The organism is Pedobacter sp. 05T44 (assembly GCF_056395985.1).
The window spans coordinates 68904-88320 of record NZ_JBFTKO010000009.1 but is presented as its reverse complement, the minus strand read 5'-3'; the positions used below and the strand labels follow the sequence as shown (position 1 = coordinate 88320).

Here is a 19417-nt window from a genome sequence, read left to right as displayed (position 1 = left end):
GTTTCACAACAGGATTTTAACTGTATAATTATGAAAACCATTACAACGATGCTTCCTGTTGCTCTGATTTGCGTTTTTTTTAGCTGCAAAAAGAGGCGGGATAAACCAGAAGGTGCCGACCTGATGGCCTCTCGTGCGTCATTTGCAAGAACGTTCTACTACCCTGGGGGTGGGAATACGGTAAGTACAAAGTACTCAACCACCGCAATTACAGCTGCCGCAAATATTCTGACAGATGGCAGCTTATCGGTAGCGCTAAAGACCGCCTATCCCGCTGGAAGAGATAACATCACTATAGTAATCCCTGCAGCAGCGCTAAAGCCCGGTTATACGGGTCTTTATCCTGTCAGAATCTCTTCGTCACCCGCCTACTATGTGAATTATCAATATCGGCGCGCCTCCGGTTCCACTGCTGATTTCTTACCTGGCAATACCGTAGGTACGATAGAGCTTAGTTATAAAAAAGAAACAAAAATGCTGGGCGGTACTTTTTCTCATACTATCGTTTCCAGTTGGGATCCGGATAAAGAAGATCCGGTTCAGCCTAGAAACACGCACATTAATTTGGATGGAAGGTTCTTTCTGCCGCTGGTAAAGCAATAATAGTCCGCGATCATCCTGCTGCTATTAATGCAGCGGTAACGTTGATAATTTTAACACCCATGCGGCGATGTTAGGCTGCCTTATGTCTACTATATCAGGACGTTGGTCGATTATGGTTGAGGGCCAATAGATAAGTATGGATTTTTGCATTCATCGTTTACCTCCCCATGGCAGGGCATATTCGAAGCGTTTAGCCAAGGGGGTTTATTTAACAGCTATGATTAAGAAACATCACTTATTAGTACTAATGGCCATCGGCCTAACAAGCCCTTGCTTTAGTCAGGGTTTTCTAAAAAAACTGCAGAAAAAGGCGGAAGCGGCTGCAACAGATCTGATTATAAAAAAAAGTACGCAAAAGGCTGAAAAAGCAATGGAAGAAAAAAAACAAGAGGAAAGTACATCAACCTCTTCTTCGCTCAAACAAACAGAAGAGCCTGCAAGTGGCAGTACCCGCGAGGTAAAATCCTATTCTAAATATGATTTTGTTCCGGGGGCCTCGATTCTCTTTACAGAAAACTTTGAGCAAGATCAAATTGGTGAGTTTCCTCTTAAGTGGTTTACCAATGGTAGCGGAGAGGTGGTTACCCTGGAAGGTTTCGCCGGAAAATGGGTTAAGATGAGTTCCGGAGCGCTACTTTCGCCGACTTTCAAGTTCCCCGAAAATTTCACCTATGAATTTGATGTATTTATGGATATAGATCCGGCGACCCGCTATGTGCGGCCAGCTCTGGGCTTTGAGCTCTTTGATCGGGGGAATAAAGCAACCAAAGTAGGTTACAACGCTTATACCATTAAAAATATGTTAAAGTTTTCTGCTGGTCTGCATGCCGACAATGCCATAGTTACCCTCGATTCCCGCCAAAACGCGCTAGTGAAGCTGCAGAGTGAAAAAGTGAAGCTTCCTGGTTTCCAGACGAACTACAGAAATGTAGTTCACGTGGCCATAGCAGTACAAAAAGAAAGGCTCAGGCTGTGGATGAATGCCGATAAGATTTTTGACCTGCCGATCGCTGTCGCAAGTCCCCATAATTTTAACCAGTTGTTGGTATGGGGCGCTAAAACCAAAGAGGGAAGCCCGGCATTTTATTATACAAATTTCAGAGTTGCGGCAGGTTTAGCTGATACCCGTACTAAGTTGCTCAGTGAAGGCAGGTACAGTACCAGTGGAATTCTCTTCGATTCTAACTCCGATCAAATTAAACCTGAGTCAACTGGCTTAATGCGGGAAATCGCCGCTGCGCTCAAAGAAAATGGCAACGTGAAATTCACCATCATTGGACATACTGATAATCAGGGGAATGATGCTGACAATCTAGTCTTGTCAAAAAAACGTGCGGAGGCGGTAAAAAAAAGTTTAATAGAGGAATATGGAGTTGAGGCATCCTTGCTGCAAACCCAAGGCAAAGGTGCTGTTCAGCCCATTGCGGAAAATAATACCCTCACCGGCAGGATGCAAAACAGACGAGTGGAGTTCATCAAGATATCGCAATAGTCAAAAAGGTGCGGCCCAGCATCTCAAAAATGTTTGTATTAAGATCTTTAACGTGAGAGGTCGCGTTCAAGTAAATCGATAATCACTTTGATCAGAAGGATTATAGGTTAGCTAATAATCGTATCAGCAAACTTCCAGGATTGGGGTTTGCTGATTTCAAATTTAACAACCAGCAGCTACTTTCTAAGCAATTAAATTAAATATTATATGAAACAAAAATCAGCAGCCGCAAAAGGCTTATTCAGGCAGGCGATAGTCCTTGCTATTCAAACCAGTATTGCAGTCGTTGTCCTTACCGGATATGGATGTAAAAAAAGTTCAGCAGCTGGGCCATCAGATGGTTACGCTACTGGCAAAGTGAAGGATTCCAAGGGCGGCCCCATGGCGGGGATTGAAGTCATTGTTGAAAATACACTAGTTGGCAATCATACATACGCGGCTGGTACTTCCGACGCTAATGGTAACTATAAAATCAAACTGCCGAATGTGGGTACTTTTCACGCCTCTGCATACGTTAAGAAGGTATTTAACGGTAAAAACTATGAACTTCCGCTTGATCCTGATAATAATGAATCCTTCAGCAATAAGGGTGCAGTAGTCAACTTTCAATGGAAGTTATCCGGCCCCAAACCGACGGAAATGGAAGGATTCTACGGAGGTAGCGTGTATATTTATAATCATCCGGGCCGGTATATATTAGATGAACACAATATTGAATTCAAGTTGACGCCGGTAGGTAATTTAATTGATGGTTCAAACGGACAAGCATTAACTAGAAAAAGTGGTGAATCACAAACGATCTCATACGGAAGGTTGCTAGACATCCCTATCGGACGATATGTGGTCACTGCAACGTATTTAACTGGGGGAACAAGGGTTCCCTTGACTTTGAGAGTGTTAGACTCTACCAGTCCATACACCGCGCAAATGACTATAGATTTTGAGCCCAGTACTTCGGCTGGTAAGAATACGGCGAACATCCAGTATTACTATTGATGAATACCAACCAAGACAGCTCCCATCGATGAGACGGAAGCTGTCTCGGTTATAATTGAGGGATCTATTTCCTGATGTCAGAGGCATATCCAGAGCCTACACCATTGTGTTTCAGTCTCACCAGCTTCTTGTTTTTCCAATAGCATGGCAGGTCACCTTCACCGCCCATCACATACACGTCGTTTCCTTCGATAAAAACCTGATCAGCATGAAAGGTGGTTCCAGCTACTGTCTCCAATTGCACTTTGTCAACAGTAGGTGTGCCTGCTTCGCTTAAAGCAAGAGAAATATAAAAACATTCTCCCGTAGCGTTCGCAGTTACCGGGATATAAGGCTTCCCTTGGCTTACAAAGACACTTCCAACAGTTGAATTGGCCGGAATATGACTGGTCGTATAAATCCTAGTCACCTTAGTCTGAAGATTGATGGTGATGAATAAATATTGGATTGATTCGTCCGAATCCCTTCTTGCGGAACTGTTGAAGAAAAGCGTCTGGTCATTTATAAGTTGCATATCCAATAAACTAATAAAACTGTATCCATTTTTTTCTAGTTTGAAATTATTGATCTTGTTCTTATCCCGGTAAATGTCAAGCTCGGTCCAGAGCAGCCGGGGCTCGGCTTTCGCAAGTACAGCACCATTGTTACTTCCGGCTATTAAGTTATAGTCTATGTTGGGTGTAAGCTCATGGACCGAGAATTCTCCTTTTTCACTAATCCTATAGTAATATTGCATCGTTGAAGCACCAAAGGATTCTGCGAGCATGTAAAGATTTTTTTGGAAGTGAGCATACGCAACAAAAGCCTCGGTAAAATTGTTGGAAATGGGTACCTTAAGCTCCTCGGCCAGGTGATAATATTTGTCCTTGCTGAAGTAACTGATACGGTACTTATTCTGGCTGATCATGTGAGAACCGAAAAAGTTAACGGATTTGCTGGCGTTAAGCTTATTTCCTTGGATGAAGAGGCCCTCAATAGCCATTGGACTCAGATCATAATTTAGAAAATTGTCAAACTTGGCATCTGCCGTCCACAATACGTAATTGGAACTAGGTAAACCATTTTTTCCAAATAAATAAATGTCAGAAGTGGCTGGAATACTGCCGCCTTTGCCATCAGGACCGGTTGGGATTTCGTTTTGTCCTTGGGGAGTTGGAGTCGCGGGTTCGTCCTTCTTGGTTTTTTTGCACGCGCTAATCGCGAAAATGGCCGCCAGGCCATAGAGAAAGAATTTATTCATGTTGATTTGATTAATTTAATCCGCAAATACACATCAAAACAATTCGAAGTCTAAATTTCGAAGACGGAAGGTTGGGACATGCCGCCATAAAGCGCATATAGAAAGCTGAGCTACAAATTTAAATGCCTTCCTTCAGCCAATGATGCCATTGCGAAATGAGACTGTTGAAAATAGAAGAATCATTTAGCCGTCTAAGCAGGTTCAGTGGCGATTGGTCGACGAATTGCAGCTATCCATCAACGGAGCTTCGAAACTGTTTTCGGTTTGCGGATGTTAGTGGCAAAGTCTGGTGCGTAACTAGGCGTCCATATTAGATAATTTACAATGAAAAAAACAACAAAACTGATCTTTATGCTCTTGTTGGGTATGATGGTCCTTTCCTGCAAGAAGAAGCCTGCGGCTCCCTTTGAGGAAGAAAAGCCTGGTGGTGTCAAGCCGGTGGCCCATGGTACGGTGGTTGGACTTGCCACCGAGCAAACGATAGGTCCGGGCGGCGGACAGTTGACAATCGTTGGCACCAAGCTAAAACTAAGTGTCCCTGCAGGCGCGTTGGATGGCGAGGTGAAGGTCACCGTTAGTGAAGTCACCAATACGCTACCCAATGGGGCCGTTGGCAAGGCCTACCGGTTTCTGCCGGAGAATGTGCAGTTTAAGAAAGACGTGGAAATAACCCTGCCATACGAACCACTTACCAATACCTCCCCGCAAGCGCTTCATTTAGCATACCAGGATGGAAAGGGCTATTGGCACATGGTAAAGGAGGCCTTGGTTGATGAAAATAACCGAACGGTAACGGCAAAAACAAGGCATTTTAGCGATTGGGGGGCGGTTGCCAACCTCTATATCAAGAACAATGGTAAAAACGCGCTTGATAAATCCCAGAGTACTGAGCTGGAAATCGCCTTTCTGCCATCAGTGTCGGATGATGACCTTTTGGCACCTGATGTACCACTGGACGCGAGCAAGGTGAAACAATGGCGGATTGCCTATGGTGCGACTGGATACGGGACGGTAACCGGCGGGCAATCGACCAAGGCGACCTACACCGCTCCTGCGACATTGACAGTTGTCAAGACTGCAACCGTGGAAGTGGAACTCCAGGGGGTTGGTGAAAAGCCGCTGCAACCTGTCATTTTGCAATACAAGGTAAAGTTACGTCCCGATGAGTATTGCCTTTGGACCTTCAATAATGAGTATCTTTTCTATTCCGATCGTACCGATGTGTGGTACAGCGATAAGATGTACGTGAATTTCTATGGGAACAAGGACAGCTATAGGTTTCACATAGAGGCACCGACCCAGACGTTCGGGGTAAAGCCGTTTGGCGAGAATAAGGCCTTTGTTTCCTCTTTTGTTGATGGGCATGATTATTATGCTTCTACCTATAACGAATGTGGGTCATCGGAAGCCTTGTTTACCGACGGTCAGATCCTGGTCACGGGAGTAGAGAATGGCTTGGTCTCGGGCGAGGTGAGTGGTCAGATACGCTTTCGTGACCCATCGGGTAATTGCTATAAGAAGTCCTTTGTTATCTGGGCCGAATTTCGGTACCGGAAGAAATAACTTTCATTCTCTGGCAGGCCCCATCACAAGTTGGGGCTTTTTTTGTGGATATGCGTAGCGGTCGTTTTTACTGCTATAAACCGTATCGGCAAGTATCTCCTTTATTTCTAACCCATTTTCTTTCAGATTATCAATCATGCTGCTCAGAACTTCAAGGAGGCACTGCCCATCCTTTATCTGCATGAAATGCATGTATATGGGTAAATACATGGTTTTGTGTATCGACATCAATTTGTGTCGAAAAATTCAATCTCGTGATTTTTCCTGGTTTTGTGGATATCCGGGCATCAGGATCTGATGGGCTATAATGGCGATTATTGACCGCACTAGCTAATCTAATTTGATTGGACGCCTGGTCATTTCGGTCGCGGTTGATATGCCAATGGATGGTTAAATTTATCCACCTTGGACACGGTGCAAAGAAGTTCGCGATAGACACGTCACTTCGCCACTCTTACGCCATCGCATTGCCAATTGGTGTTCTGGGAATGTTTTGTGAGCTTTCTTTCAGGTAGCTTTGGCTATTGGTTCTGTATGCGGGACTTTGTCTAGGGTCCAGGAAACCAGTTAATGTCATTGGTATTGATCGGGGCGATTGGATCTAAGGGCACGTGGGATAGTGATTTCCGACCACCGAGGCTTCAATTTCCCAACAACCCTTGTATGATGTGGTTAAAAAAAATCATTACTCCGTTGCTTGCCTTACCGCTCTTGTTTCTTTTCCCGTCATGTGAAAAAGAAAGGATCGATGCCGATGGTAGGCAAGTCACTGAGGTAAGGAAACAAATTCCTTTCACCTAAGGGCTTTAATCGATTTTTACGAATTAAATGCTTTTGTTGTTATTTCGCTCAACTCAATATATAATTACCTCCAGTCTTTGTTGCAAAGCATATCTATTCCAAAATGTTTTTTAGTCGATGATTAAATGTTATTGGTAGGCAGTTTCATTGCGTATGGCAATTCCTTTTGCTCACTTAACGAAACACCATGATTTTTACATCCCGAAGAGGGGTAAAAAATAAAAATTTGTGTATTATGAAAAAAATAAAGAACTACCTATGCTTGCTAGTTTTAGTCGTGGCGATTATCTCCTGCAAAAAGAAACCTCACATTGAGCCAGAGCCGGATCCAGAGGTGGTTATACCAGGTGCAGTAAAAACTCCGCATGCGGAATTAGTTGGAACAGCGGTGAGCCAAACCATTGGGGCGGCTGGTGGTACACTTACCGTACCGAATAGCCAGCTTAAATTAGTAATTCCCCCAGGAGCAGTTGATAAGGATATTAATTTTAGTGTTCAAGAGGTAAAAACAACGTTGCCGAATGGAGGTGTTTCTAGTGACACCTATCGTTTCTTGCCTGAAGATGTACAATTCCAAAAAGACGTCCAGATTGTGATGCCTTTCAAGTATGAGAACCACATGGCTATTGGTACCATTCGTCCCATTTACCAAGATAAGCATGGATATTGGCATGTAGTTAAAAATGGCATCCTTAACCGGAGCGAAGAAACCATAACCGCTAATACGCGACATTTTAGCGATTGGTCTTCCATTCCACTTTACTACATAGAAATAACAGGAAAAAAACGATTGGAAAAAGGAGAAAGTACAACGTTAACGGTTAAGCACTGGCCGACGCTTCCATCTGGAAATCCTGGTGACGATGATGATATGTTGGCTCCAGAGGGAGAAATTAGTTCCAAGTTAGTTAAGGAATGGCGCCTCTATGGTACTGGTGGGACCGAAAATCGTGGGACGGTAACTAGGGGCGAATCTACTTCGGCAACTTTCACAGCCCCTTCTACCTATCCTCCATACCAACGGGTTACAGGTATCGAAGCTGTAGTAAAAGGAGTAGATGGATGGCAAGATCAAAATTTGCAAATTTATGTAGACCGCTTGGCTGAAAATTATTGTTATGCACTTGTTGATGGTACATCGACAGACTCCTTTGGTGTCGGCGGAATCAATGTAGCCCCCGGGGATGGCATGTCAGTTACCTTTACTAGCCATAACTCTACCAGAATTTCTATTAATGCGCCCAAAAATACTTTTGGAAAATATGATTTTAATGAAGGTACATGGGTGAGCTTTTCCTACTTCCTTGGAAACTATTTTTCTACTACTTACACAGACTGTATTCCAGCTGGAAATTTATTCACAAAAGGAGATATTGTGGTCATTGAAAATAAAAATGGGCTGATTACCGGAAATATTGAAGGAGTTATTCGAATGCGGGAAAAAACATCTTCGGGTAATTATTGTTGGATAAAATCAGTTCCAATTGAGGTAGATTTCAGGTACAAAGCAAAGTAACCACATTAGGTTAAACGAAGCTTTAAGACATGTTACCTGAACATTAGTTCAAGATTTCACCAGGTTTCTGCAAGGGGTTGTCAAATTTGGCGATCCCTTTTTGTATTTGAAATTACTTTAAGCCATATAACAAGTGAGGTCAAGATAAGATTGAGGTGTTGGAGGGTAGCAGGGATGAAGCAGTGGTAATAGCATAGAGCAAAATATTGACATAGTTATTCTAAATAAGCCCCATTGGTGCAAGCCTATTGCTCTTGCCAGTTAGAACACTTTATTTCTTCACCATATAGGACATATAGGGACATGTAAGTAATTCCAGGACGAACAGACGCTTTGCGTTTGTCGATGAAATGCCTTGGAGATCATTTTGGTAGGGAATAATCCCTTCTTTAGCAATAGTTCATCTCGCTTATGCCATCGCATTGCCAATTGGTGTTCTGGGAATATTTTGGGGCCTTTCTTTCGGGTAGCTTTGGGGCTTGGTTTGCAGCTTAGACTTTGTCAAAGGCATTTGGGCTAGGGTCGGATTGGGATGATTTCCCGATCGACGTTGCTACGATGTCCAGGATCCTCAGGCCCAGGAAATCAGTTGTTAATGTTGTTGGTATAGATAGGGGCGATTGGAGCTAAGGGGAGGTGGGATGGTGATTTCCGACCGCCGCGGCTTCAATTTCCCAAAAACCCTTGTATGATGTGTTTAAAAAAAATCGTTACTCCGTTGCTTGCCTTACCGCTCTTGTTTCTTTTTCCGTCATGTGAAAAAGAAAGGATCGATGCTGATGGTAGGCAGGTCACTGAGGTAAGGAAACAAGTTCCTTTCACCCATGTACATACCAGTGGGTCCACGCCCGTTTTCATTACCTATGGAACCGAATACAAAGTTGAGTTGGAGGGGTCTGCGAATTTGGTTTCCAGATATCAGGCCGTCGTGTCTGGCAATGAAATTTCCCTGGGTTACGGGGATTTTAGGCTTGGCAGGGATGATCTGGAGATCCATGTCACCTTGCCCTTGCTTGCCAAGGTCTCACTTAGCGGAAGTGCCAAGATTGAAATAGATGGTATCTTCCCTAATCAATCTTCCTTGCATGCTGATGTCAGCGGTTCGGGTGCGATTGAATTGACTGGGAAAATGGTGGTCGACCGGGTCAACGTCAACATATCGGGCAAGGGTGATGTGCGGTTCGGAAACCTCTCAGGCAGAAATGCCTTTTTGAATATTTCCGGTAACGGTAACATCATTAACGGTGTTACCGATAACCTCCAGGCGGTGATCAGCGGAAGTGGCAATGTCTATTATACTGGTAATCCTCATGTTGAGGCTAGGCTGAGCGGTACGGGACGCGTTATCAGGTACTAGCATAAGCCGGGTCTCTTTGTTCAAGGCAATAATCATTGTAAGGCCTGGCAGTATTGCCGAAATCACTTTTAACTTGCTTTTGGCCCCATGGCGATATAGTGTTCAACCGTAGGGAATGGCTCATAGAAATGATGCAGCAACGATTTCCAGGTTTGGTAACCCGTTGATCCCCTAAAACCAATGGTATGGTGCTCAAGGGTTTTCCATTCCACCAGCAAGATATATCTATGGTCATTCTCGAGGCAGGGTAACAACTGGTGGCAAAGATAGCCTTCCATGGTAGAGATGATTTGTCCTGCCTCAACAAAGGCTTGCTCGAATTCCCTGGTTTGACCCTTGACGATGTTAAGTATGGCAACTTCTAATATCATGTGAATTTATTGGGTTAGCGTTGTTGATCAATAATGCCCCGATTCCAACAGGGATCAGTCCTGTGGGATTGAAGCTTCTGAGGTGAGCCTGAAGGACTGCCGGTAGTCCCGGTGGTTTGCCCGCTGGTGTCGTCTTTTGCCATGGTGTTTTTGTTGGTTCTCGTTAGCTTATGTCCCGAGGCGCAGGTCTGGTAGGGTTCAGCAGCTAAGCCCCCAAACCCAGTCACCAAAGTGTGTGGGTCTGTTAATTGCCCCTGAGGATCTTGAATGAACCCTCTGTTTTACGGTTGGTTTGGGTGCAATTGGTGTAATTATAGGGCGTAGCACTAAAATGGCCTTCGATGATCCCGTTTGGTTTATCTTCGAACTTGGTTATCGTGATGCTGCCGTTTGCGTAGATCCTCTTGCCAGTTGAGCATTCGGTATAGCTGCTGATGTAATTCTTGTTGTCCTGGGTCAGGGTTATTGCGGCCTTTGAGGGTTTCTGCATGTCGCCAAGGTCATAGGTTCCTTCCTTTGCCCCATTTAAGTGTATACTTAGCCCGCCACTTGTAGAGGTGGTGGCGATTATGGTTTCCCCGTTAAACACGCCCGCGGAGTAAAAGATGGAGTTGTGCTCAATGCCAGATGCGGTCCACTTGATGAACTCGTTTGGTAAGAGCGTCAGTTCCTTCCGGATAATCACCATGCCACTTTTGCCAGGGCGCGACGGATTACTCTTGCTTACCAGATTTTGCAAGGTCAGTTCTATGATTGCGGTAGCACTTTTATCTATTGAGGCTGGAGCCTTATAGGTAACGCTGGCATTGTTGCCCCCGGTAATGCTCCCAACCCCGTTGATGACCTTCCAGCTTACCACTTGATTTGACCTTACCGGTTTGTTCTCACCCAGAAGGTCGTTCATCGAGTAATCATGGATGTAGGTAGACAAAGTGCATTCCTCCCCTGCGGCCAGCTCTTTTTTGCTGGATGAAAGATGTACTTCCCTGATTAGCGACCAATCACTGAAATGCGTCGTTGTTACCTTTAAGCTTCTTGAGGAAGGGTTTACCGTTGAGTTTATTAAAGGGTGCCAAAAACCTTGGTTATCTTGGTAAACTAAGTAAAGGAAATCTGAAGTTGTGCCATCCGTATCACTGTCGCTATATTTAAGTACTACATCCACCGGTTTCTTGAAAGTAAGATTTTCTGGAAGAAAACGATACACACGACCTGTAGAAATTGCAAGATTCTTTTCTATCTCCTGGATGGAAAATTCGGTGTTATTAGTTAATGCTCCGGCCGGGATATTAATTGTAATTGAGCCATCAGGTAACGAAAAGCTACCACCCTCGGCACCTATTGTTTTTTTTATAGCATCACCGATTGTAGCGCCTTTTATGGTTTTTACTGCCGTAAAAGCTTCTTGGTCTGGTTTCTTTGGTGATTTCTTGCAGGAAGGTAGGCTGATGGTCACGATTAACAGCAACAATAAACAAAGATTGTCTGAATTATTGATTTTCATATTAGATAGAATTATTTATACAAATCGAGCGATTATGAGTTGGAATATAAAGTAGTATAGATAAATACCATTGAAAAGACTCCCATCAGCCTTTTATAAAAGACAAACTGCAATTGTCGGACTTTAATAAATAAATGAGAGTATGTCTGTATTTTAAATTTCGTATAGATCGTGTTTTAAGTTAGAAAGACGCAGATTATTTACTTGTATGCCGATCGGACAGAGTTAGGTGAGTCTGTTTTACTTATGACGTTTGTATGCATCATTTGGGAGGACATCGGAAACTTTCGCGTTTGAATACAATAAAGGTTGGATGATCTCTGTTTCTGCATTTTTTATTGCTCAACACTCGAAGAAAAATAAGATTGCTTCCTGATAATTCAATGTGCTTTTCGGAAACAGAAGGAACTTACAAATAGAATTGGTTTCCTCACTAGCCTCGTGTTTCCTGCTTAGTTGATAAAGCCAAAGGATTAGATTATACTTTGGCTTTATAGCTGTTTTATTTACTGGCTTCTACATATTTAGCTGAGTCTTCATAGAAATGATAAGTTGAAATTTTACCATCTTTAATTTCGCACATTAAAGACCAATCACTAGTAAATGTTTTACCAGTAACCTTCACAACATGTGTAAACTTACCGTTTGCAAATGCAATATTTCCTTCACCAACTAAGTGTTCTACTGAAAAAGCTTTGGTGTCAAATGCATTGCCAAGATTGGTGAGGAATGCCTTTGCACCATCCTTACCATTGTATGCCCCATAGATTTGTTGATCTTCCCGTTTACCGTCTCTAACTGCGGTAATTTTACAGTCATCGCTAAAGGAATTGATAACGCCTTCAAAATCGCCTTTGCCAAATGCGGAAAAAAATGTTTGTACAGGTGCTGTACTTTTATTTACTGTGGTCATAGTTGTACTGTTTTTATTGTTTGTTGTTTTTTGTGTGGTGTGTTGAGCTTTCGCGCCTAAGGCAAGTAAGCAAGTGGTCGAAATGACTAATACTGTTCTTTTCATTTTTAAGGGTTATTTAATTGTTACGAATTTGGATTGAGCCATTTCTTGAAAATTCTGTTATAAATTGGAAGTATGGCATAAAATACGATGGGTACTGCTATCAGTGTAAGAATAAGCGTTCGTAATGCCAAGGGCAAAGGCACGAGCCAATCTCCTAAAAGAAAGAATAATATCGTAATCAATGGGTAAATGGCGAGCCAGATTAAAAATGCCCGTTTATGCTGTTGATTTTTATCCATATAGTAAGGTTAAAAGTGAATTGATATTTATTTGCAGCAAAACTATATTATACATATACTTGTGTCAAGTATGTACTATTTTGTACTCTACATACCATTTGTATACTATTGTTGATTATCAGTATATTAAATTTTATTATTATGGCGAAAAAAATAAAAAGCGCTCCTGCTTGTTCTGTTGATTATGCTTTTAGAAGGATTGGAGGGAAATATAAAGGAAGAATTTTATGGCACTTACATCTGTATCAAATTCTGCGATATGGTGAGTTGAAACGTAGCTTGCCGGATATTACCACAAAAATGCTTACGCAGACATTAAGAGAGCTTGAAGATGATCAATTGGTAAATCGTAATGTATTTCATGAGGTGCCGCCGAAAGTTGAATATACACTCACCAGTATTGGAGAAGAGTTGATACCTTTTATTGGCTATTTAAAAGACTGGGGAGATCGACAAATTAAAAATAAAAACACTCAAAAATCCAACTTAAGTGTGAGTTTATAAATTTTTAATAAAAAATAAAGCGGGCTTTTAAGGCCCGCTCAGGTTTCGTGAGAAACCATCACAAAACACACTCCCAACTATCTTAATTACCGAAAAGATTTGTACTGCAAGATTAACATCCTAATACCATTCTCGTAAAAACAATAGACATACTACTTGAAATAGGGTATGAATAGCTTAAAAAATGAAATCAATAGTAAATTGACTTGCAAGAACTAGATACGAACGCTTTGACCTGAATAAACATTGATATAAATACCTGTATCTTTTTCCTTTTTAATAGCCATTATAATACCTTTTGCTGCTTCATCAGGCAATACGGGTGCTAGTGCTCCTCCCAATTTTGTTCGTACCCACCCGGGGTGTATAGCGAATACTTTTATTCCTGTACCTTCGTATGACTGCGCAAGTAATTTAGTATAAACATTCAGACCGGACTTAGAAATACGATAAGCATAAGCATTTGATTGCAAGTGTTCAAAAAGACCCATTTCGCTAGAAATGTTTACAACAACTGCCTCCTGACTTAATAAGGGTAAAAGGGCTTCAGTAAAGAAAATCGTACCTGTTAAGTTAGTGTCTATGGTATCTTTAAAAGAATCCAACGTTGGTCTCAACAAGTGAATGTCGTCAGCTATGCCTGCATTATTGATCAGTAAATCAATTTTTGACACTAAGTTTTCAATGATAATTTTTGAGTTTGCAATGGACGCTTCATCCTTGAGGTCTAATTTAACTACGGATAATTTAGGATGTGATAGTGTTACCTCTCCAGATCTGGAAGTAATGAGCACACAGAAACCTTCCCTTAATAGGTTCTCAGCAAGTGCTAGACCAATTCCACTATTACCACCTGTAATTACGGCTACTTTATTTCTTGTATTATTCATTTTGTTTGAATTTTTATTTGATCCGAAGTGACTTTAAATCATCTAAAAAATAAATTCTCGTAGACAAAAAACATAGCAATGCGTATGAAAATAGCTTAATCAAGCTTAAATAACTTAAAGCAATGTGTTTGTTGGAATTATCTTATCTGCTCAATATTAGTGATGCAACTTATCCACGAAATAGCGCAGATGCGGAGCTCAAATTATGGGACAACCGATTATATGGAAATGCGGATGCTAGCTTTGCTTTATCAACAAGAAGAGCATAAGCACCAAAAAAAAGTTTGGAGGATTATTGTAGCATAAAAAGTTCTTCATTATAAACTGATGGAAAATGACCAGCACAGTCCATAGCTGAAAATACAAGTGTAATCGGTAAAGCCCAGAATAGAAGGGTTGAATTTGTGAAAATTTGATGTTTAATTATTTGCCTATGTTTCTATGACTAATCGATAATGGGTTAGTTCAATTTATTTTTACTCCAATCTCTATTTTATATTTTAGTTGTTCATAGGCTTAGTTGTGTTTTTTGTCTACGAAAGTGTCTCTTCTGTAATAATTGGTAGAGTACATGTATTGACTTCCCCAATTTTGCATTAAAATTTTTCATTGCCTGACACCGCGATCTTAATGATGATCATATTTGTGATTAATTGTATCTTTATGTGTTGAGCCAGTGCCATTTTTTTCCTATGGGAGTTAGAACGTTTCTTGTATTTTTTCTTGTTTTCAGTATAAATACTGTTTGGGCTACTGTTCAGAAACCCAACTTACTTGACACTGCAATAGTTTCTGGATATTTAAAGCTTGCAAAAGAAAAGTTAAAAAACGGTGATTTAAATGAAGTAGCAATATCGCTTAAGAAAGCAAGTGTATTTAAAGATACGTCGTCAATTCAGCAATATAATTTTAACTATCTTAACCTCTACCGCAAACTCTTAAACAGAAGAGGTTCGCATCAGGAAGCATTTCAGCTTGCTAAGCGATTAATGGCTATTAGTATACAAACAAAGAATAAATTCCAATCGGCAGAAGCTTATCAAGCGATGGCAGAACAGCAACGAGCAGTTGGTAAACTTCAGCTCGCTACCGAAAATATAATTAAAGCGATTACCATAGCAGAAAAATACGGTTTTAAAAGATCACAAGCTGAGTATTATTACTTTCTAGCTAATATTTTTTTTGAACTCAGAGAACCTAAAAAGTTATTGTTTTATTCAAATAAAGGCTATCAGCTGGCTTTACAGCTTAAGGACAGTACACTTATCGCCAGAAGTTTGCTCAACATCTCTATAGATGAAATGTTGAATGACCAAACGGATCTTGCCCTGCGTCACCTACGTGAAATAGAGCCAATATTTAGTAGAAATAAAGAAATGAATTTTCTGGCAACTACCTACTTATTTCTGGGGCACGTCTATTATAGACAAAAGAAATATGAACTGGCCTTGGTTAATCTGAATAAAATTGAGCCATTATATGCAAAAGTCCAAAATGGGAAAAGTATCCAGCTGCATACGGAAGGAGCCTTGATGGAGACTTACCTGAAACTTGGAGAATATGATAAAGCAAAATTCTATTTCGACAAGAATTTACAGCAAGCTGTTAAAGAAATGGATGCCGAAGACGTAAGGGAGTTTTATTTATTGGGTTCAGAAATATATGAGCACAAGGGAGAATACAGAAAATCACTATCTCTGCTAAAGCAGCATAAGCTGATGACTGATTCGGTAAATAATTTGGTAATGAAAAAAGCTATTCATGAGACAGAAATCAAATACCAAACGACGATTAAGGAGAAAGCATTATCGGACCAGAAGCTACAGTTAATTCACAAGGATTTTGAACTGCAAAAGAAGAATAAATACATTTTATACGGCATTGCTGCTATAGTTTTACTCTTGCTTGGCTCGGTAATCATCTATTTAATATACCGCAATAAAAATCAAGCTATTGAACTGAGCTTGTTGAAAGCTCAGATACATCCCCATTTTTTATTCAATACCTTAAATAATCTTTATGCACTTACCATAACCAAGGCCGATGAAGCACCGGACGTGGTGCTGGGATTATCGAGTATTTTACGGTATATACTATATGAGTGCAACACACTAAATGTAGATTTAAAGAAAGAAATGCATATCATCTCGGCTTATATTTCGCTTGAAAAAATAAGATATACTCAAAACTTGGAGGTGAATATGGATGTGAAACAGGATTTTGGGGATATACAAATTGCTCCATTGCTTATCTTGCCTTTGGTTGAAAATGCATTTAAGCATGGCGTGGAAAAGCTTATTAATGAAGCCTGGATTAATATGGAGGCTTATATAAAGGGAAACACATTTGTATTTAAAATTTCGAATAACAAACCATTAGAAATGGAAAATGAGAAGAGCACCGCAAAATATGGCAATATCGGTTTACCAAATATCAAAAAAAGACTCAACATACTATATCCTAAACGTCATAAATTTAAGATCACCAATATCGAGGACGTATTTATTGTTACCATGGAATTGACAATTTCTAATTGAGCTTGCAGATCAATCTGTCCCCCCCCCTTCAGGTCAGCATAAATAGACTTTTTTCAGCTAAGTCGTAAAACAAAATTAAATAGTGTTTTTGAAATATTTTTGGCTATCCACTAATGGTAGCTTTGGCAGTGGTAGCTGGTAATTTTTAGGGATCCGCTGTTCGTCTAAGGTCAAAATCATCGGATATGCCCAGCAAACTATTTGGGTATTGACGATGGATTTGGAGCAATAGCATTTATCCTTTTATCTATTAATAAACAGTGTTTCATTTAAATCTATAGGTTATGATTTTAACAATCTTTCGGTCAGTATTTTTAATCTTGGTAACTGTGCTGAGTTCTCAAGGCATTTTTTATATGCTAGGCAATGCCACAGCACTTCAACAGGTGAACACAGCTACGTTTGCTGAACAGCGTAACCTATTAGATGGAGTCATCGGCTCAAGGCTCATGTCTTTATATGCTATGTCTTTGATTTTTGGTATCGGATCTTTAGTTTTTATGAGGGCGCGCTATAAAAGTTTTGCATTTCTGGCCACTACAATTGCCTTGATAACTATTGTCGTCGATTTGATCATTGCTGTTCAAATCAATATCCCGATCAATACTGCCTTTAAAAACTATCCAATTGGAAGCAACTCTTGGAGCTCACTCCAATCAGAATGGATAAACGCAATTGTGCTGCGTGGCTGCTTTTTATCCGCGGGTCTGTTCGGCTTAATTATCTCAATTTTTCATTCTGATAAAACTTATAAGCAGTAGTTGCATTTAATTGCCTTAAGGCTCATGTCTTTCTGTAGATATATCATACTATTCTATAGATGTACAACATGGTTTTACCTAATAATGGCTGGCTTTTGATGACAGATGTCTTTTATGACTATCTTTTTGTCTTTGGTCTGTTTTCCAATAGCACATATCTCTATTCCTATTCTTTTTTTATCGAAGGCAGTAATTTCATCTAATAAAATACTTCGTTGCTTAAAGAACGTAGTTGTTTAAATAGATCATAAAATGGAATTGAGTGTTAAATACGTTTTTATTTATGTAAGCAAATTAGAAGAAGGAAGTGTATTCTATCGAGATGTACTTGGTTTTGAACAAGCCTATCCCATTATTGATTTAATGCAAAACCATGTGGCATTTTGTAATGTGGCAATTGGTATGGGGATCATTCTCATCGAATCGGAACAGGTTGTCAAGGGCATGAATCTGGTATTAAACACAACAGATTGTATTAAAGATTATTTGCAGTTAAAAGCAAATGGTGTTGTATTTGCAAAAGTGCCTGATTACAATGACAAAGGTTTGGAAGCTGAATTTATAGACCCTTATGGTAACGTATTCACTTTGCTGGAAGAGCGTATTTATGAGAAAAAAATACTGTAACAAGGATGAAAATACATAAAGAGTTTGCCAATAAAAATTCAATTGATATTAGAAGTATGTCAAGTAACAGCTGGCAAAAGAAGGAAGAGCATTTTACAATTAAGGCGGTTTTAAGTGGGCAGCAGTACTTCAAGTTTAGAAGAAAGGAGATTATGCTTTTTCCGGATAATTTTATGCTATTGGCACCTGATACTGACTATACAAGTGCTGTTGAATCTGATGAAATGGTGAAAGTTTTGTCGATATCAATTACAAAGGAGTTTTTAAGTGCTTTTAAAACAGAAAACGGAGTTGATGATGACTTTTTTGTTGGCACTATGCTACCGCAGGAGGCCTTTCCTTACCAATCGATTTATCCCCTTGCTGGTGATATGCAGTATAACCTCCTAAATATGTATAAACAGATTCAGGCGAAAAATGAAGATGAAACCTTGATGAATGAATATATCCGTCATTTTCTCAAGATTTACTATTCAGCATATTATAAAAATTACAAGGCATCTGTAGATGCATTAGATTGTGTGCGTGCAGATACAAAAAAAGAGATTTTTAAACGAGTTTGTCTGGCCAAGGAATTTATTAGTAATAATTATAACAGAAATTTCAATTTGGAGGATGTCGCAAGCGCATCATTTTTGTCCGTTAACCATTTGTTGCGAACTTTTAAGCAGGTATTCGGCATGTCGCCTTATCAGTACTTAATGCTAACGAGATTAAACCGAGCTAAGAATTTATTGAGTACTGAAAATGGTCCCATTAATGAAATTGCATTTGCTGTTGGTTATGAATCTACCAGCTCATTTATAAGAGTTTTCAAGGCACAATTTAAATTATCACCTCTTAAATATAGAAAGGCTTTGTTTCAAGTTGAGTGATAAAGAATTCAAGGGTGACTTAATTGAATTTCTGATATTGAATATTATTGTTAACTAGCTGTATGGTGTTCATAGGGTAATATCCTTAAGTATTGCCCTAGTGTTCGTTCAAAGGCCTTTGGTATTGTTGGATGTTTTTTATCCTCTCTTTTGATATTGCCATACCCGAACAAATAGTCCTTGGTTTTTTCTTGCTGCTAAATCTGCAAATCCTAATTTTGTCTGAGCGATAGTTGTAATTTATGATCTACATCTCGCAAGGAGATAAAGTGTAAAACTGTTCATTCTCGCTATTAAAAGCTCACTATACTTATCTGTTTTACTTTTATCGTGGTGTACGTGTGCAGCTGTAACACATTATTCTATTCTATTGTAATTGGTAAGAGTTATAGTGCCGCTTTCTTCAAATGGGTTCACATGACCAACTTCCCAGCCTTAACTAGCTAATACGGTTGGTACAATGGTCCCGAATCTTTTGTGCACATCGAAACTTTCAGCCGTAAATCCATAGAGATTTACAAGT

The 19417-nt window shown here is 40.2% G+C and carries 19 protein-coding genes; 13 read left to right on the top strand and 6 right to left on the bottom strand.

From position 1 onward, the window contains the following. Positions 1 to 30 precede the first annotated feature (30 nt). The 3 genes from AC1DDK_RS15250 (at position 31) to AC1DDK_RS15240 (ending at position 3091) form a co-directional block, all read left to right on the top strand. Positions 31 to 603 carry a hypothetical protein gene (locus AC1DDK_RS15250; protein ID WP_288882678.1) on the top strand — a complete coding sequence of 191 codons (573 nt, stop codon included), beginning with the start codon at positions 31 to 33 and terminating at the stop codon, positions 601 to 603. A 247-nt stretch (positions 604 to 850) separates the two neighbouring features. After that, complete coding sequence (locus AC1DDK_RS15245) at positions 851 to 2095, top strand: OmpA family protein (protein ID WP_337717404.1); 1245 nt, start codon at positions 851 to 853, stop codon at positions 2093 to 2095. 207 nt (positions 2096 to 2302) lie between these two features. Continuing rightward, complete coding sequence (locus AC1DDK_RS15240) at positions 2303 to 3091, top strand: peptidase associated/transthyretin-like domain-containing protein (RefSeq protein ID WP_288882676.1); 789 nt, start codon at positions 2303 to 2305, stop codon at positions 3089 to 3091. Positions 3092 to 3155: 64 nt separating this feature from the next. Here AC1DDK_RS15240 and AC1DDK_RS15235 read toward each other — a convergent pair whose 3' ends face one another. Beyond that, positions 3156 to 4331: a hypothetical protein gene (locus AC1DDK_RS15235; protein WP_288882674.1), complete on the bottom strand. Its 1176-nt coding sequence runs from the start codon at positions 4329 to 4331 to the stop codon at positions 3156 to 3158. Positions 4332 to 4655: 324 nt separating this feature from the next. Between AC1DDK_RS15235 and AC1DDK_RS15230 the strand changes: the two genes are divergently transcribed. Further along, positions 4656 to 5894, top strand: a complete 1239-nt coding sequence (locus AC1DDK_RS15230) for a hypothetical protein (RefSeq protein ID WP_288882672.1) — start codon at positions 4656 to 4658, stop codon at positions 5892 to 5894. A gap of 3 nt (positions 5895 to 5897) precedes the next feature. Here the strand turns inward: AC1DDK_RS15230 and AC1DDK_RS15225 are convergent, their stop codons facing one another. Continuing rightward, positions 5898 to 6122, bottom strand: a complete 225-nt coding sequence (locus AC1DDK_RS15225; RefSeq protein ID WP_288882670.1) for a hypothetical protein — start codon at positions 6120 to 6122, stop codon at positions 5898 to 5900. Between the two features lie 158 nt (positions 6123 to 6280). Here AC1DDK_RS15225 and AC1DDK_RS15220 point away from each other — a divergent pair, with 158 nt between their 5' ends. The 4 genes from AC1DDK_RS15220 (at position 6281) to AC1DDK_RS15205 (ending at position 9568) form a co-directional block, all read left to right on the top strand. Next, the gene (locus tag AC1DDK_RS15220) at positions 6281 to 6409 is read left to right on the top strand and encodes a hypothetical protein (protein WP_288882669.1); all 129 of its coding nucleotides are present in this window, start codon (positions 6281 to 6283) and stop codon (positions 6407 to 6409) included. Positions 6410 to 6557: 148 nt separating this feature from the next. After that, positions 6558 to 6695, top strand: a complete 138-nt coding sequence (locus AC1DDK_RS15215) for a hypothetical protein (RefSeq protein WP_288882668.1) — start codon at positions 6558 to 6560, stop codon at positions 6693 to 6695. A 262-nt stretch (positions 6696 to 6957) separates the two neighbouring features. Then, positions 6958 to 8211: a hypothetical protein gene (locus AC1DDK_RS15210; RefSeq protein WP_288882667.1), complete on the top strand. Its 1254-nt coding sequence runs from the start codon at positions 6958 to 6960 to the stop codon at positions 8209 to 8211. Positions 8212 to 8899: 688 nt separating this feature from the next. Next, complete coding sequence (locus tag AC1DDK_RS15205) at positions 8900 to 9568, top strand: GIN domain-containing protein (protein ID WP_288882666.1); 669 nt, start codon at positions 8900 to 8902, stop codon at positions 9566 to 9568. Between the two features lie 68 nt (positions 9569 to 9636). Here the strand turns inward: AC1DDK_RS15205 and AC1DDK_RS15200 are convergent, their stop codons facing one another. The 3 genes from AC1DDK_RS15200 to AC1DDK_RS15190 all read right to left on the bottom strand — a co-directional run bounded on the left by AC1DDK_RS15200 (position 9637) and on the right by AC1DDK_RS15190 (position 12461). After that, positions 9637 to 9939, bottom strand: a complete 303-nt coding sequence (locus AC1DDK_RS15200) for an antibiotic biosynthesis monooxygenase family protein (protein ID WP_288882665.1) — start codon at positions 9937 to 9939, stop codon at positions 9637 to 9639. A 244-nt stretch (positions 9940 to 10183) separates the two neighbouring features. Next, positions 10184 to 11443: a DUF6252 domain-containing protein gene (locus tag AC1DDK_RS15195; RefSeq protein WP_337717406.1), complete on the bottom strand. Its 1260-nt coding sequence runs from the start codon at positions 11441 to 11443 to the stop codon at positions 10184 to 10186. Between the two features lie 502 nt (positions 11444 to 11945). Continuing rightward, on the bottom strand, positions 11946 to 12461 hold the full coding sequence (locus tag AC1DDK_RS15190; RefSeq protein ID WP_288882661.1) for a nuclear transport factor 2 family protein: 516 nt from the start codon (positions 12459 to 12461) through the stop codon (positions 11946 to 11948). A gap of 380 nt (positions 12462 to 12841) precedes the next feature. Here AC1DDK_RS15190 and AC1DDK_RS15185 point away from each other — a divergent pair, with 380 nt between their 5' ends. After that, complete coding sequence (locus AC1DDK_RS15185) at positions 12842 to 13204, top strand: winged helix-turn-helix transcriptional regulator (RefSeq protein ID WP_288882659.1); 363 nt, start codon at positions 12842 to 12844, stop codon at positions 13202 to 13204. 215 nt (positions 13205 to 13419) lie between these two features. Here the strand turns inward: AC1DDK_RS15185 and AC1DDK_RS15180 are convergent, their stop codons facing one another. Next, positions 13420 to 14094 carry an SDR family NAD(P)-dependent oxidoreductase gene (locus AC1DDK_RS15180; protein WP_288882658.1) on the bottom strand — a complete coding sequence of 225 codons (675 nt, stop codon included), beginning with the start codon at positions 14092 to 14094 and terminating at the stop codon, positions 13420 to 13422. A 692-nt stretch (positions 14095 to 14786) separates the two neighbouring features. Here AC1DDK_RS15180 and AC1DDK_RS15175 point away from each other — a divergent pair. The 4 genes from AC1DDK_RS15175 (at position 14787) to AC1DDK_RS15160 (ending at position 18894) form a co-directional block, all read left to right on the top strand. Continuing rightward, positions 14787 to 16631, top strand: coding sequence for a tetratricopeptide repeat-containing sensor histidine kinase (locus AC1DDK_RS15175; protein ID WP_288882657.1), 1845 nt, complete (start codon positions 14787 to 14789; stop codon positions 16629 to 16631). Positions 16632 to 16915: 284 nt separating this feature from the next. Then, positions 16916 to 17392, top strand: coding sequence for a hypothetical protein (locus tag AC1DDK_RS15170; RefSeq protein ID WP_288882655.1), 477 nt, complete (start codon positions 16916 to 16918; stop codon positions 17390 to 17392). Positions 17393 to 17644: 252 nt separating this feature from the next. Then, positions 17645 to 18019 (top strand): VOC family protein, encoded by a 375-nt coding sequence (locus AC1DDK_RS15165; protein WP_288882653.1) that lies wholly within the window; start codon positions 17645 to 17647, stop codon positions 18017 to 18019. 5 nt (positions 18020 to 18024) lie between these two features. Further along, positions 18025 to 18894, top strand: a complete 870-nt coding sequence (locus tag AC1DDK_RS15160) for a helix-turn-helix transcriptional regulator (protein ID WP_288882651.1) — start codon at positions 18025 to 18027, stop codon at positions 18892 to 18894. The last annotated feature ends 523 nt before the right edge of the window (positions 18895 to 19417 follow it).